Origin of the sequence: Nitratireductor kimnyeongensis (assembly GCF_019891395.1) — a bacterium.
In the GTDB taxonomy this organism is placed as follows: Bacteria; Pseudomonadota; Alphaproteobacteria; order Rhizobiales; family Rhizobiaceae; genus Nitratireductor; species Nitratireductor kimnyeongensis.
Map to the genome: position 1 here is coordinate 1,749,578 of NZ_CP078143.1, position 15,321 is coordinate 1,764,898.

At 63.6% G+C, this 15,321-nt stretch carries 11 protein-coding genes; 10 read left to right on the forward strand and 1 reads right to left on the reverse strand.

The genetic code is table 11. The annotated features are described in order from the left end of the window. Positions 1–5 precede the first annotated feature (5 nt). The 5 genes from tsaE to trxA all read left to right on the forward strand — a co-directional run bounded on the left by tsaE (position 6) and on the right by trxA (position 9,285). The gene (tsaE, locus tag KW403_RS08305; RefSeq protein WP_223022237.1) at positions 6–1,514 is read left to right on the forward strand and encodes a tRNA (adenosine(37)-N6)-threonylcarbamoyltransferase complex ATPase subunit type 1 TsaE; all 1,509 of its coding nucleotides are present in this window, start codon (positions 6–8) and stop codon (positions 1,512–1,514) included. Then, positions 1,511–2,248, forward strand: a complete 738-nt coding sequence (locus tag KW403_RS08310) for a nucleotidyltransferase family protein (RefSeq protein ID WP_223022238.1) — start codon at positions 1,511–1,513, stop codon at positions 2,246–2,248. The genes tsaE and KW403_RS08310 overlap by 4 nt, the downstream gene beginning before the upstream one ends. Continuing rightward, positions 2,238–5,363 (forward strand): double-strand break repair protein AddB, encoded by a 3,126-nt coding sequence (addB, locus tag KW403_RS08315; protein WP_223022239.1) that lies wholly within the window; start codon positions 2,238–2,240, stop codon positions 5,361–5,363. Before KW403_RS08310 ends, addB begins: the two co-directional genes overlap by 11 nt. Next, complete coding sequence (gene addA / locus KW403_RS08320) at positions 5,360–8,887, forward strand: double-strand break repair helicase AddA (protein WP_223022240.1); 3,528 nt, start codon at positions 5,360–5,362, stop codon at positions 8,885–8,887. Before addB ends, addA begins: the two co-directional genes overlap by 4 nt. A gap of 74 nt (positions 8,888–8,961) precedes the next feature. Continuing rightward, positions 8,962–9,285 carry a thioredoxin gene (gene trxA / locus KW403_RS08325; RefSeq protein WP_007009092.1) on the forward strand — a complete coding sequence of 108 codons (324 nt, stop codon included), beginning with the start codon at positions 8,962–8,964 and terminating at the stop codon, positions 9,283–9,285. Between the two features lie 99 nt (positions 9,286–9,384). On the opposite strand, the gene KW403_RS08330 is transcribed toward trxA, so the two are convergent. Beyond that, entirely contained in the window at positions 9,385–10,191 is an 807-nt protein-coding gene (locus tag KW403_RS08330) for an undecaprenyl-diphosphate phosphatase (RefSeq protein ID WP_223022241.1), read from the reverse strand. Positions 10,192–10,330: 139 nt separating this feature from the next. Here KW403_RS08330 and KW403_RS08335 point away from each other — a divergent pair, with 139 nt between their 5' ends. The 5 genes from KW403_RS08335 (at position 10,331) to KW403_RS08355 (ending at position 15,309) form a co-directional block, all read left to right on the forward strand. Beyond that, positions 10,331–11,023: a glutathione S-transferase family protein gene (locus KW403_RS08335; RefSeq protein WP_223022242.1), complete on the forward strand. Its 693-nt coding sequence runs from the start codon at positions 10,331–10,333 to the stop codon at positions 11,021–11,023. After that, the gene (gene queG / locus KW403_RS08340) at positions 11,023–12,153 is read left to right on the forward strand and encodes a tRNA epoxyqueuosine(34) reductase QueG (RefSeq protein WP_223022243.1); all 1,131 of its coding nucleotides are present in this window, start codon (positions 11,023–11,025) and stop codon (positions 12,151–12,153) included. The genes KW403_RS08335 and queG overlap by 1 nt, the downstream gene beginning before the upstream one ends. Beyond that, positions 12,150–13,034 carry an SDR family oxidoreductase gene (locus KW403_RS08345; RefSeq protein ID WP_223022244.1) on the forward strand — a complete coding sequence of 295 codons (885 nt, stop codon included), beginning with the start codon at positions 12,150–12,152 and terminating at the stop codon, positions 13,032–13,034. Before queG ends, KW403_RS08345 begins: the two co-directional genes overlap by 4 nt. A 73-nt stretch (positions 13,035–13,107) precedes the next feature. Beyond that, positions 13,108–14,151 carry a penicillin-insensitive murein endopeptidase gene (gene mepA / locus KW403_RS08350; protein ID WP_223022245.1) on the forward strand — a complete coding sequence of 348 codons (1,044 nt, stop codon included), beginning with the start codon at positions 13,108–13,110 and terminating at the stop codon, positions 14,149–14,151. A 129-nt stretch (positions 14,152–14,280) separates the two neighbouring features. After that, positions 14,281–15,309 (forward strand): glucokinase, encoded by a 1,029-nt coding sequence (locus KW403_RS08355; RefSeq protein ID WP_223022246.1) that lies wholly within the window; start codon positions 14,281–14,283, stop codon positions 15,307–15,309. Positions 15,310–15,321 lie beyond the last annotated feature (12 nt).

Consider the following 15,321-nt stretch of genomic DNA (forward strand, 5'->3'; position numbering starts at 1 on the left):
ACCGTATGACAGCACGCGTTCTGGAACGCTTCCTGCCGGATGAAGACGCAACAACGCTTTTCGGCGAGGACATCGCCGTGGCGCTTCGCGCCGGCGATGTTCTGGCCCTGAAGGGCGATCTCGGCGCGGGAAAAACCACGCTCGCCCGTTCCATCATCCGCGCCTTGGCCGACAATCCGGATCTGGAGGTGCCAAGCCCCACCTTCACGTTGGTACAGAACTATGAAGCACGGATTCCGGTACATCACTTCGATCTTTATCGGCTTGGCGATCCGGATGAGTTGGAAGAGCTCGGCCTTTTCGAGGCGGCGGAGGAAGGCATTGCGCTTGTCGAATGGCCCGAGCGTGCTGGCGAGCGGTTTGCCGATGCGATCCGCATAGAGCTGCACGACAGGGGCGAAGGTCGGCTTGCGGTTATCGCGGGGCCGGAGGGGGCCATGCTGCGACTGGAGCGCAGCTTCGCCATCCGCGATTTTCTAAACAAGGCCGGAGAGGTGCGCGCTCACCGCGCGTTCCTTCTTGGCGATGCCTCCCTGCGGGCCTATGAGACCGTGACGACACGCACAGGCGCCCGCCGCATCCTGATGAACGCGCCGGAGCGCCGCGACGAGCCGCTGCTTGAGTGCGGTCGCCCCTATAGCCGCATCGCCCATCTGGCGCAGTCCGTCGCCGCCTCCGTTGCCATGGCAAACGCCATCCGCGCCCGCGGCTTCTCTGCCTATCAGGTCTATGCGCAGGATCTGGAAACGGGGCTTCTTCTCACAGAGCATCTGGGCGAAACGCCGTTTCTTTCGCCGGAGGGCGAGCCTGTGGCTGAACGCTATGTGGAGGCCGCGCGCCTTCTTGCGGCGCTCCACCGCTATGCCTGGCCAGAAGAGTTGCCCGTCAACGATCAGGTCACGCACCAGCTTCCGCCCTATAATGGCGAGGCGCTCGGCATTGAGGTGAGCCTTCTGACCGACTGGTACATGCCGTTCATGGCCGGTCGTCCCGCAAATGATGCAGAACGGGCTGGCTATATGGAGCGTTGGAACCGGCTGTTCACACGCCTCGAAGACTTCGAGAAAAATCTCGTCCTGCGCGACTTTCATTCGCCAAACCTGATCTGGCGTGCCGAGCGCGAAGGGTTCGACCGGCTGGGGCTGATCGATTTGCAGGATGCGGTGTGTGGGCCGGCGGCATACGACGTCGCCTCGCTTGCGCTCGATGCCCGCGTGACTATGCCCGAAGCACTGGAACGCGCCGTGGTGGAAGCCTATTGCGCCGCCCGCGCCGAACAGGGCCCGTTCGACCGCACAGCCTTCGACGAGGCCTATGCGATCTGCGCCGCCCAGCGCAATTCCAAGTTGCTCGGAACCTTCGTGCGGCTGGAGCAGCGCGACCACAAGCCATTCTACATCAAACATCTGCCGCGCATCCGCGCCTATCTTCGCCGCGCAATGCGCCATCCCGCACTGGATGAGCTGCGCACATTCTATGAAGAGGCCGGTTTTCTGAGCGGAGACGGGGCATGAGCGCGAAACTCCCGACAAAGGCGATGGTGCTGGCCGCTGGGCTCGGCAAGCGCATGCGGCCCATCACCGACACAATGCCCAAACCGCTGGTGAAGGTCGCGGGGCGCACACTGATCGACCGGGCGCTCGACATGCTGGAGGCTGCCGGGGTCAAGGTGGCCGTGGTAAACGTGCATTATCTCGCCGACCAGATGGAGGCGCATCTGGCGCACCGCACCGCGCCGGAAATCATCATCTCCGACGAGCGCGATCAACTCATGGACTCGGCGGGCGGCGTCATCCGCGCCCTGCCGCATCTGGGTGATGCGCCCTTCTTCATTCTAAACGCCGACACGTTCTGGATTGAAGCTGGCACGTCCAATCTCGAGCGCATGGCCCTTGCCTGGGAGCCTGAGACCATGGATATTCTCCTCATGGTTGCAGACACCGAACAGGCCACGGGCCATTCCGGCTCGACCGATTACAGCATGGATGCACAAGGCCGCCTCGCCCGGCATCGGGGCGTGGCGGGCGGTGTCATCTATGCCGGCGCCATCGTGCTTCACCCGCGCATCTTTGCCGGTGCCGGTAACGAGCCACAGTCTCTCAATGCCTATTTCGATGCAGCGGAGGCGAAGGGCCGGCTTTTCGGCATGAGAATGGATGGCGCGTGGATCACCGTCGGCACGCCGGATGCCATCGCGCCCGCCGAAGCAGTGGTGAAGAAGCACGCCGAGAAGAGCGATGCTGGCTGAAGATAGAAGCCGCGTCTTTTCCATTCCCCCCGGCGTCGGCTTTCTGGAGACACTTGTCGAAGCCCTGTTTGAAGGCAGGCTCGTGCCGGGCTTTCGCCACACGGGCGATCCGCTGGCGCTGGCCGATGTCACCATCTATCTGCCGACCCGCCGTGCCGCCCGCGCCCTGCGCGATGTCCTGCTTCGAAAGCTCGTTGGACAATCCGCCATCCTCCCCGTCATTCGCCCGTTGGGCGAGTTCGATGAGGAGGCCGCGCTGTTCGATACGGAAGGTGCCACCGCGCTCGATCTCGCCCCGCCAATAGAGGCGCTGGATCGCATCCTGCTGCTCGCACCGCTCGTGCAGGCGTGGAAGGCGCGGCTACCCGGCCACGTGGCCGCCCTTTTCGAGGAAGGTGTCGTGGTGCCGGCTTCAGCGTCGGATTCCATCTGGCTCGCGCGCGATCTCGCCGGCCTGATGGACGAGATCGAAACCGAGGAAGCCGACTGGACGAAACTCGCCAGCCTTGCGCCCGATGCGCTGGCGCACTGGTGGCAGGTAACGCTCGAATTCCTGCAGATCGTCACCGCCCATTGGCCAAAACTGCTCGAAGAGCTCGACCGCTCCAACCCTGCCGCGCATCGAAACGCGATGCTGGCGGCAGAAGCCGCCCGGCTCAAGGCCCACGCACACAAGGGCCCGGTCATCGCTGCCGGCTCCACCGGTTCCATCCCCGCCACGGCGCGGCTTCTGGCGACAATCGCCGGGCTGGGAAACGGTGCCGTGGTTTTACCGGGCCTCGACACGCGGCTCGACGCACAGGCCTGGGAGGCGGTGGGCGATGCGGACGAGCCATCGGCCTTCGGCCATCCGCAGGCCGGCTTGAAGAAGCTGCTTTCGGCCATCGGCATCACGCGCGAAGAGGTGGTCGAGCTTGGCGAGCCTGCCCCGCCGCTAACCCTGCGCCGCGCATTGGTCAGCGAAACCCTGCGCCCTGCCGAAACCACGGATGCCTGGCTTGAAAATCAGGCGCTGGCAGCCGATGCAACGGAAGGCGGCGCGCTTTCCGGCGTGACCCTGGTCGAGACCGCAAACGAGCGTGAGGAAGCACTGTCGATCGCCGTCGCGCTGCGCCTGGCCTTGACCGACGAGAACGCAACGGCGGCACTGGTCACGCCAGATCGCGGTCTGGCGCGCCGTGTCGCGGTGGAGCTACGTCGCTTCGGCATCGAGGCGGATGATTCCGGCGGAACGCCGCTCGCCGACACCCCGCCGGCAACGCTCGCCCGGCTTCTGCTCGAAACCGTGTTCCGCCCCGGTGAACCCATCGCCATCGTGGCTTTGCTCAAGCATCCCTTGCTCCGGCTCGGGCTGAAGCGCGCCAGTGTGCGCCGCGCCGCCGAGACCATCGAGCTCGTGGCGCTGCGCGGCGGCACGGGCCGGCCGGACATCGTCACGCTCGATGCGCTCTTTGAAACACGCTGGGAAGCGATTGAACGCGACACGCGCAAACCCTTCTGGTTCCCGCGCGTCAACGACGCCGCACTGGCCGAAGCGCGCGCCGTGCTCGGTGCCCTGGTCGAGGCGCTGCGCCCACTGGCTGCGCTTCGCGGGCAATCGGGCATCGGCGTGCCCGAGATGGCGCGCAAGGCAGTCGAAGTTCTCGAAGCACTCGGCCGGTCCGAAGATGGCAGTCTGACAAATTACTATGACGGCGAGCGCGGACAGGCCATGGCCGCCTTCCTGCGCGGTCTGGTGGGTTCGCAAACGGCCCTGCCCTTCGACGCCGCCGAATGGCCGGCGGTCTTTGCCGCACTCATCGCCACCGAGATGGTGAAACCCACCATGGGCGCAGACAGGCGCGTGGCCATCTGGGGCACGCTCGAAGCGCGGCTTCTGCATGTCGACACGATGGTTCTGGGCGGCATGAATGAGGGCACCTGGCCTGCCATCCCCTCCTCCGATCGCTTCATGTCGCGCCTGATGAAGGCCGAGCTTTCGCTGGAGCCGCCGGAGCGCCGCATCGGCCAGGCCGCGCATGATTTCATGATGGCGATGGGCACGAAGAAAGTGGTGCTGACGCGCGCCGCGCGCGCCGGCGATGCGCCGGCTGTCGCTTCGCGCTGGCTGCAGCGCCTCACGGCATTTGCCGGCAAAGATGTTGCCGAAACCATGCGCGCCCGCGGCCGTGAGCTGATCGCCTGGGCACGCCTTCTGGACGACAGGCCGGACGAGGATTTCGCCCCCCGGCCCGAGCCCGCGCCGCCGGTCGAGGCGCGCCCCACGCGCTTCTCGATCACCGAGATCGAGACGCTGCGGCGCGATCCCTATGCCGTCTATGCAAAACGCATTCTGGCACTTGTCGCGCTCGACCCGCTGATCCGCGATCCGGGTGCCGCAGAACGCGGCAATCTCTTCCACGATGTTCTGGAGCGCTTCATTAAGGAAGTGGAAGACCCGACGGCCCCCGACGCGCTCGACGGGCTGATCGCCATTGGCCGCGAGCTCTTTTCCGAAGCCGGTCTTCCAGCTGATGTGGCAACCGTCTGGTGGCCGCGCTTCGAGCGCACGGCGGCCTCCGTCATCGAGTGGGAGCGCGGTCGCGCCGATGGCATCGCAAGGCGCCATGCCGAAATCCGCGCCTCGGCCATCGAGGTGGCGAAGCTCGGCCTCACCCTTTCAGGCCGCGCCGACCGCATCGACATCCGCGCCGATGGCAGCGCCGAAATCCTCGACTACAAGACCGGCGCCTCGCCGTCGCGCCGGCAGGCGCACACGCTTCTCTCGCCGCAGCTCGCGCTGGAGGCGGCGCTGCTTCAGCGCGGCGCGTTCGCCGATATCGGCCCGGCAGAGCCCGGCGATCTCGCCTATGTGCGGCTCAAGGCCAATGGCGAGGTGATGCCTGAATCCATCCTTCGCATGAAGGACAGCGAAAAGACCGCGCCCGGCATGGCCGAGGAAGCGTGGGAGCGGCTGGGGCAGCTTCTTGCCCATTATCACAAGCCCGAGACGGGCTATCGCTCGCGCGTCCTGCCCTTCCGCGAGGGCGATGTGGACGGCGATTACGATCACCTGGCACGCGTGCTCGAATGGTCTGCCGGCGGCGATGCGGGCGATAGCGGAGGGGACGAATGAAAAAGTTTCCCTTGATCCCCAAGGACACGATCAAGGCGCAGTCGCTTGCAGCCGACCCTGCCACATCGGCCTGGGTCTCGGCCAATGCCGGCTCCGGCAAGACCCACGTCCTAGCCCAGCGCGTGATCCGGCTTCTTTTGCAGGGTGCCGATCCCTCCAAGATCCTCTGCCTCACCTACACGCGCGCTGCCGCCGCCAACATGGCCAACCGCGTCTTCCGCGATCTCGCCGGCTGGAGCCTCCTGCCCGACGAAGCGCTGTCCGATGTCATCGCAGAGATGGAAGGCAAGGCGCCCAGCCGCGAAAAGCTTGCCCGCGCGCGGCGGCTATTCGCCCGCGCGCTGGAAACGCCGGGCGGCCTGAAAATCCAGACGATCCACGCCTTTTGCGAGGCGATCCTGCACCAGTTCCCGCTGGAGGCAAACATTGCCGGCCATTTCGAGCTGCTCGACACGCAGATGGAGGAGGCGCTGCTTGCCGAGGCGCGGCGCGATCTTCTATCCGGTGCCGCCGGTGAGGATGGCGCGCTGGCCGAAGCCTTTGCCGAGGTGCTGGAGCGTGGCGGCGAGAGCGGCTTGCAGGAGCTTCTGTCCGAGATCATCGCCCGCCGCGATGGGCTGCGCGCCTTCATTGATGAAATCGTAAAAAACGCCCAGGTGCCCTACAGCGCGCTGTTCGAGGAGTTCGATTTCGCGCCCGATGACACGGCAGCATCGATTGCCGCCTCCATCTGGCCGCTCCCCGGTTTCGATGCCGGCGCGTTTCGTGCCTTCGTGGCCGAGGCGGAGGCCGTCGATGCCAAAACGGTTTTGAAGAGCATCGTGCCCGATGCCAGCCGCGCCTTCGAAGAAACGGACCCGCTGCGCCGGCTCGACCATCTGCGCAAGGGCTTTTTGAAGGCCGATGGCGGCGTCTATGGCGAGACTACCTTCAAAAAGGCGCTGCGCACCGCCCTGTCCGATATTGTGGAGCGCTATGGGGAAGCGGCGGAGGCAATCCGCAATGCGGCCGACCGTGTGGCGCTCTTCCGCATGCTGGAGGCAACGCGTGCGGCCCTTGTCATCGCCGATGGCATGATCGCCCGCTATGAGCGTCTGAAACGCGCGCGCGGTTTTCTCGATTTCAACGATCTCATCATGCGCACCATCCGGCTTCTGGCGCGCGCCGATGCCGGGCCATGGGTGCAGTACAAGCTCGACAAGGGCATCGACCATGTGCTGATCGACGAGGCGCAGGACACGAGCCCCGAGCAGTGGCAGATCGTGCGCCTTTTGGCGGAAGAATTCTTTGCCGGCGAAAGTGCGCGCGAGGGCCTCATGCGCACCATCTTCGCCGTGGGCGATGAAAAACAGTCCATCTATTCATTTCAGGGTGCGGAGCCGGCGGCCTTCGGCGAGAGCGGCCGCGCGTTCGAACAAAAGGTGCGCGAGGTCGAGCGCCGCTTCGAGCGGCTGCGCCTGCGCTATTCCTTCCGCTCCACGGAGGATGTGCTGCGCGCCGCCGATCTCGTGTTTTCGAAAGCCGATGTGGCGCAGGGGCTGACGCACGATCCCGAGCCAATCGAGCATCTGGCGGTTCGCGCGGGCCAGCCCGGCTATGTGGAAGTCTGGTCGCCCATTGCGCCGGTCGCGGTGGACGAGCCGGAAGACTGGACGGAAGCCATCGACCACGCCTCCGCGCCCGCCGTGCGGCTGGCCGAAACCATTGCGCAGACCGTCGAGGACTGGATCCGCAATGGTGAGATCATCGAAGGCACGGGCAAGCGCCTCACAGCGGGCGATGTTCTGGTGCTCGTGCGCAAGCGCGACCGGTTCGTGCACGCGCTCTCGCGCAGCCTGAAAAACCGTCATATCGATGTGGCCGGCGCGGACCGTCTGCGGCTCACGGCACACATCGCCGTGCAGGATCTGATCGCGCTTGGCCGCTTCCTGATCCAGCCACATGACGACCTCTCGCTGGCAGCGGTGCTGAAAAGCCCCCTCTTCGGCATGGATGAGGAACGCCTCTTCCGCCTGGCCTGGAACCGCGGGCGCGCCGTACCGCTGTTCGATGCCATGCGCGCGCAAGCGCTGGAAGATCCGGTCGTGGCCGGCATGGTCGAGACCCTGCAAAACTGGCAGAACGAGGCGGCGTTCAAGCCGGCTTTCGAGTTTTATGCGAGCCTTCTCACGGGCACGCACGAGCGGGAGGGCGCGCGTCGGCTTTTCGTTGCGCGGCTCGGCCATGAGGCAAACGACATTCTCGATGAGTTTCTGTCCTTCGCACTCGCCGGCGAGCGGGCGGGGCTCAACGGTCTTGAAGCGCTGCTTTCGGCGCTTGAGGGACAGGCGCCCGAAATCAAGCGCGAGATGGACCAGACACGCGACGAGCTGCGCATCATGACGGTTCACGCCGCCAAGGGTCTTGAGGCTCCGGTGGTGTTTCTGGTGGATCCCGGCAGCGCGCCCTTCGTCTCCCAGCATCTGCCCAAGCTCATGCCCTTTGCCCCGCGTGGCGAAGGTTGGCAGGGCAAGGGTTTCCTCTGGCGCGCCGGCAAGGATGTTTCCAACACGGTGGCCTCCACCTTCGAAACCGATGCAAAGGTCAAGGCGGAGGAGGAATACCGCCGGCTCCTCTATGTGGGCATGACACGGGCCGAAGACCGGCTGATCGTCTGCGGGTATCACGGCCAGCGCGAGCCTCAGGAACTGACCTGGCTCAACGTGGTGCGCACCGCACTTTCCGGGGCCGACCGGGTGGAGGAACGGGCAAGCCCGGAAATCTGCGCTCCGGTCTATCGCTATCGTGTCAGTGATGCACCGGCGGTGAAGCCTGAGGCGGAGAAACCTGCTGAGACCGCGCCCGAAACCGCGCTTCCCGAAGTCCTGCTCACGCAGCCGCCCATGCCGGTCGACCTGCCGCGCCCGCTCTCGCCGTCACGCGCTGGCGCCCTGATCGAAGCTGACTACGAGCCTGTCCCCTCGCCCATCTCGCCCGTTCTCGACGAGGCGCGCAAGCCGGGTTTCGCCATCCAGCGCGGTCTGGCCGTGCACAAGCTTCTGCAATTGTTGCCCGAATGCCCGCAGGAAGAGCGTGAGGCCGCAACCGGTCGGTATCTCGATCGCGTCGGCAGCTCATGGAGTGATGCCCAGCGGGAAGCCGTCCGGCGCTCGGTGCGCGCGATCCTTGCGGACACGCGCTTCGCGCCCATCTTCGCGTCGGGGTCGCGTGCCGAGGTTTCGGTGATGGGAGAGCTCACGCTTGGCAAGCGCCGCCACGCCGTTTCCGGCAAGATCGATCGTCTGGCTGTTACCGATGAGGCGGTTCTGATCGTCGATTACAAGACCAATCGCCCTGCCCCCGAAACGCTGGAAGAAGCACCCGCCGCCTATGTCGCACAGCTAGCGCTTTATGCGGAGCTTCTGAGGCCACTCTACCCCGGCCGCAGGGTCGAGGCCGCGCTTCTGTTTACCGAAACGCCGGTTCTGCTGCCGGTGCCAGAGGATCGTCTCGCAGATGCGCTTGAACGACTCACGGGAGCGTGACACAAGAAAGCTTGACGCGACCCCGCGCCACCCCCACATGTGGTGTGACAGATTTGCCGATAAGGAGAATTCCCATGGCCACCGTGAAGGCGGACAAGAACAATTTCCAGTCCGACGTGCTGCAGGCGTCCGAGCCCGTGGTTGTCGATTTCTGGGCCGAGTGGTGCGGCCCCTGCAAGATGATCGCGCCCGCGCTGGACGAGATTGCCGCCGAGCTCGGTGGCAAGGTCAAGATCGCCAAGGTGAACATCGATGAGAACCCGGAACTCGCCGCGCAGTATGGTGTGCGCTCGATCCCGACGCTGATGATGTTCAAGGGCGGCGAAGTGGCCGACATGAAGGTCGGCGCCGCACCCAAGACGGCGCTTTCGGCCTGGATCAACGGTGCCGTCGCCTGAAACGTCACCTGCAGAGACATGAAAAACCCGGCCTCGTGCCGGGTTTTTTGTTGGCTGGATTGCACCACGCTACTGCATTCGGTCCTGAGCCTGGCCGGCTCAACCCCACACAAGTAGGGCGACCAGCCCGACACTGCCCACGAGCAGCCGCCACCAGCCAAACAGCGCATAGCCGCGCCGCGATACGTAGCCAAGCAGCCAGCGCACCACCAGAAGAGCGGCGAAGAAGGCGGCGATGAATCCGATGGCAATGATTTTCACATCGGCCGCCGAGAGAAGATCGTAATTCTTGTAGAGATCATAGGCGAAAGCGCCGGTCATGGTCGGCATGGCGAGGAAGAACGAAAATTCTGCCGCCGAGCGCTTGTCCGCACCCATCAGCAGCCCGCCGACGATCGTCGCGCCCGAGCGCGACGTGCCTGGGATCATCGAAAGGCACTGGAACAGACCGATGCCAAGATACATGGAGAGCGGGAATTTCGTGATGTCATGATAACGCGGCTTGTTGGCCCAGCGATCCACCCAGAGAAGCACGAACCCGCCCAGGATCAGCATGACACAGATCAGAAGCGGTGTTTCGAAGAATACGGTCTTGATGATCTTGTAGGCCAGAACACCGATGATGGCGGCGGGAAGAAAGGCGATCAATATGCCGATGACGAAGCGTTGCGTCGCAGGATCGCGCGGCAGATCGATCAACATTTGCCAAAGCCGGGCGGCATAAACGCTGAGGATCGCCAGAATCGCGCCGAGCTGGATCAGAACCTCAAAAGCCTTGCCGGTGGATTCAAAACCAAGGAAATGGCCTGCCAACAGGATGTGTCCGGTCGAGGAGACGGGTATGAATTCCGTCAGTCCTTCGAGGACGCCAAGAAGGAGGGCCCCCACGATGGTCTGATCCGTCATGTTAGCTCCTCAATCACGGCTTGCTTGTCAGCAGATACGTCTCCCCCTATAGCAGAAGGGAGTACTTGCAGAATCAGGTAATCGAAGAATTACCGCCAAGGCCATGAAATGGCCAGAGCCTTCCGTTAGAAGCGACCGCATGCTGACCCTGTTTCATCATCCCCTTTACGCTTCCTGCCGTTTCATCCGGCTTTCCTTTGGCGAGTATGGCGAGGAACTCGCCCTCATCGAGGAACGTCCTTGGGCGCGGCGTGAGGAGTTTCTCACGCTCAATCCGGCCGGAACCATTCCCGTGCTTCTGGCCGAGGGCGATTATCCCATCGTTGGCGCCACGGTCATCGCCGAGTATCTCGACGAGACACGCGGTGCGCTCAAACGCGAAAAGCGGTTGATGGCCGAGGATTCTGTCGACCGCGCGGAAATCCGCCGTCTGGTTGACTGGTATCTCGTCAAGGCTGATGCCGATGTCACCCGGCATCTGGTGCGTGAACGCGCACTCAAGCCGCAGATGGCTGGCTCGGAAGGTGGCGGCTCGCCGGATTCGGCGGCCATTCGTGCGGCGCGCACCAATGTGCGCCAGCACATGAAATACACCAACTGGCTGGCCGGCACGCGCGACTGGATGGCCGGAAAACGCCTCTCCTATGCCGATCTCGCTGCAGGCGCCACGATCTCGGTTCTGGATTATCTGGGCGAGATCGAATGGTCCGAATATCCGGCAGCGCGCGACTGGTACACCCGCATGAAATCGCGGCCCTCTTTCCGCTCCATCCTGGCTGACCGCGTGCGCGGGCTTTCCCCCGTTTCTCACTACGCGGATCTGGATTTCTGATGAAAAGCGCGCAGGCCGACAGGCTTCGCGCGTTCGTCGAAAGGGAGGCGCGCGCGCTGGGCTTCGATGCCGTGGCCGTGGCCTCGGCGGAGCGAGCCCCTTCGCGCGCGGCCGAACTTGGACATTTCCTCAAGGAAGGCCGGCACGGAAGCATGCAATGGATGGAGGAAACGGCCGACCGTCGCGCCCATCCGCGCGACCTGTGGCCACAAGCGCGCTCTGTCATCATGCTCGGCATGAATTACGGTCCGGAGGAAAACCCGCTCGAAGTGTTGAAACGTCGGGACCGGGCGGCGATCTCCGTGTATGCGCGAAACCGCGATTATCACGATGTGATCAAAGGCAGGCTGAAACAGCTTGCCGGCAAACTTGCTGCCCGAACGGGCGAGGATGTGAAGGTTTTCGTCGACACCGCACCGGTGATGGAAAAGCCGCTGGCCCGCGAGGCCGGTCTCGGATGGCAAGGCAAGCACACGAATCTGGTTAGCCGGGAGTTCGGTTCCTGGTTGTTTCTCGGCTCCGTCTTCACCACGGCCGAGTTGCCGCCGGATGCACCCGAACGCGATCATTGCGGGTCCTGCCGCGCCTGTCTCGACATCTGTCCGACGGACGCCTTTCCGGCCCCCTATCAGATCGATGCTCGGCGCTGCATCTCCTATCTCACCATCGAGAACAAGGGGCCGATTCCGCGGGAGTTCCGCGGCGCCATGGGAAACCGCATCTATGGCTGCGACGATTGTCTTGCCGTCTGCCCATGGAACAAGTTCGCGCAGAATGCGGCCGAGGCGAAACTGCAGGCGCGCAAGGATCTCAGGGAGCCACCGCTTTCCGAACTCCTGGAGCTGGACGATGCCGGCTTTCGCGCGCTCTTTTCAGGCTCCCCGATCAAGCGTATCGGCCGCGACCGTTTCATCCGAAATGTGCTGATTGCGGCAGGCAATTCCGGCGAATCCAGTCTGGTTGACCCATGCGAGCGCCTCGCCGAAGATGGTTCGCCGCTGGTGCGCGGCGCAGCAGTCTGGGCGCTTTCCCGGCTCCTGGATAAAATGGCTTTCGCGGCGCTTGAAACGCGACTGCGTCCGCAGGAGCAGGACGCAGAGGTGCTGGCTGAGTGGGACGGGCAATCATGACCAAGCAATACTTCATCTTTGGCGCAGGTTATTCGGGCCGGGCCCTCGCCCGCGAAGTGGCGCGTGAAGCCGCGGCCGTGGCCGGCACCACACGCAGCGCTGAAAAAGCCGAGGAACTGACCCGCACCGGGATCGTGCCTTACCTTTTTCAAGGCACCATTCCCGCTGAAGCGAAGGATGTGTTGGCCACCACCACGCATCTCATCGTCAGTATAGCACCGGATGCCGAGGGCGATCCCGTGCTGGCTGCCGGGCGCGAGTTGATCTCGAACGCGATGCCTTCGCTCAAATGGATCGGCTATCTCTCCACGGTCGGCGTCTATGGAGATCATGGCGGAGCGTGGGTGGATGAAACCGCAATTTGTGACCCGGTCTCCGATCGTTCGAAGCAACGGCTCGTTGCGGAGGAAGAGTGGCTCCGCCTTGGCGCAGAGCTCGATCTGCCCGTCGCAATCATCCGGCTGTCAGGCATTTATGGGCCGGGACGCAATGCGTTCTGCAGCCTCGAGGCGGGAAAGGCACGCCGCATCGTCAAACCGGGCCAGGTGTTCAACCGCATTCATGTGGATGACATCGCGGGCGCAACAGCGCATCTCGCCCGGCGGTTCGAAACGGGCATCTTCAATGTGACGGATGATGCGCCATCTCCCCCGCAGGATGTGGTGGCGCATGCCGCCGCCGTGGCAGGTCGGCAGGCACCGCCGGAAGTTTCATTCGAAGACGCGGACCTCTCTCCCATGGGGCGTTCCTTCTATGGCGAGTGCAAACGCGTTTCCAATGCGCGGCTCAAAAGCACGGGTTATCGGATGCGGCACCCGGAGTATCGCGCGGCACTCGAAACCATGTGGGCAGACGGGAGCTGGCGTGAATCGGAATCGTAAACGAATGCGGTAAGCGATTGGCAAGCATGATATGATTCGATCATCGCGTGGGTGGGCTGACAACGAGGAAGCGATGCGATTCCAACGGACTCTGAAATTGGTGGCCCTGGCCATGGTTGGTCTCTCCACCACAATTGTCTCCGTTCAGGGCGAACCCCTGGCCAAGGAGCTTTTTGGAGCCAGAAAACTCCCTGCTGCCACCCGGCCGGCAGCCTATGGCTTTTACTCCAAGGGATGTTTTTCCGGCGGCGTTGCCATCGCACCCGATGGTCCGCATTGGCAGGCCATGCGTCTGTCACGCAACCGCCGATGGGGGCACCCTGTCCTCATATCCCTGCTGGAGCGCCTGTCGAGAGAAGCCGCGCAGGACGGCTGGCGCGGACTTCTCGTCGGAGACATTTCTCAGCCGCGCGGCGGACCCATGCTTTCCGGTCATGCATCGCATCAGATCGGGCTGGATGCCGATATCTGGTTCACCCAGATGCCGACGCAACGCATGAGTGTGGCTGACCGCGAACGTATCAGTGCCGTCTCGATGCTGAAGAACGATTCCCTCTACGTCGACGACAAAAAATGGACACCTGCCCACGAAGCCGTGTTGCGACGCGCCGCGAATTACTCCGAGGTCGAACGCATCCTCGTCCATCCGGGCATCAAGAAGAAGCTTTGCGATACCGTGCGCGGTGATCGCTCCTGGCTGAGCAAGATCAGGCCTTTCTGGGGGCATCACTACCATTTCCACGTTCGCATCGGCTGCCCTGCCGGTTCTGCCGGCTGCAAACCGCAAAGCCCGCCACCGCGCAGCGAAGGATGCGATGATTCCCTCGCTTGGTGGTTCACAGATGAACCATGGAGGCCGGCAAAGGGCCCCGCCAAGCCGAAAGCCCGGGACGTGATGACCATGGCGGCCCTCCCCTCCGCTTGCCGGGCAGTGCTTGACGCGCCCAGCCCGGTTTCGGAAGCTGCAGTGACCGTGGCAGGCGAGGGCGGCGTTCCGCAAGCCGCAGCGGCTGATCTGCCGGCACTTGGGTACCAGCCTGCCAGCCCTGCCAGTGTGCTGTCGGCGATGCCGCCGGCGCGGGTTCCCCGACCGACCAACAGGCCTGGCTTTCAGTAAAGCCAATCGGTGCCGAGGCGCCGAGCGCGCAGACATTTTTGCTACCGGCGCGCTTGCGTTCCGCCTTTAACCGATTTAATCCCGCTTTAACCTCTATCTTTGAAGCGGCAAATCGCCAGAGTCTGTCCCATGCATTTCAAGAATGAGAACGATACAGCCCTGCGATTTCCGGTTTTGATCGGTGATATTGGCGGCACCAATGCGCGCTTTGCCATTCTGCTGGACTCCAACGCCGAGCCAAAAGCATTTCCGGTGGTACAGACCGCAGACTTTGCGACCATCGACGAAGCCATTCAGAGCGCTATCCTTGATCGCACCTCGATTATCCCCCAATCGGCGGTGTTGGCGGTGGCCGGTCCGGTCGAGGGCGATGAGATCGACCTGACCAATTGCGACTGGGTGGTGCGTCCGCGGAAGATGATGGAGACGATGGGCTTTAGCGACGTTATCGTCATCAACGATTTCGAAGCTCAGGCTCTCGCTGTCGTCGCGCTCGACGACGACAATCTGGAAATGGTCTGTCCTGGAAAGTCGGAAGCCACCGGCAGCCGTGTGGTCCTTGGACCTGGGACAGGGCTTGGCATGGCGGGGCTGGTCCACGCGCAGCACACATGGTTTCCGGTGCCGGGTGAAGGCGGGCACGTCGATATGGGCCCGCGCTCCGAGCGCGATCTCGAGATTTTTCCGCATCTGGAGCGTATTGAGGGCCGCGTTGCAGCCGAGCAGATTCTGTGTGGACGTGGCATGATGAATCTATACCGCGCGATCAATGCTGCCGACGGTAAGAACCTGGTCCACGAAACGCCTGCGGAGGTCAGCAGCGCCGGTCTCGACGGCTCCGATCCGGTGGCGGTCGAGACCCTTGACCTCTTTGTCACCTATCTGGGGCGGCTTGCGGGCGACATGGCACTTATTTTCATGGCGCGCGGCGGCGTTTATCTGAGCGGCGGTATAGCACAAAAGATCGTTCCGACGCTCAAGAACGGCCGTTTCCGGGCGGCTTTCGAAGACAAGGCGCCGCACAGCGCCCTGGTGAAAGACATACCGGTCTATGTCATCACGCATCCCAAAGCCGCCCTTGTTGGCCTCGCCGCCTATGCCCGCACACCTGTTCGTTTCGGCATTGAAACCCAGGGGCGACGCTGGAAGGCCGCGTGAAAAGCCGCTGCC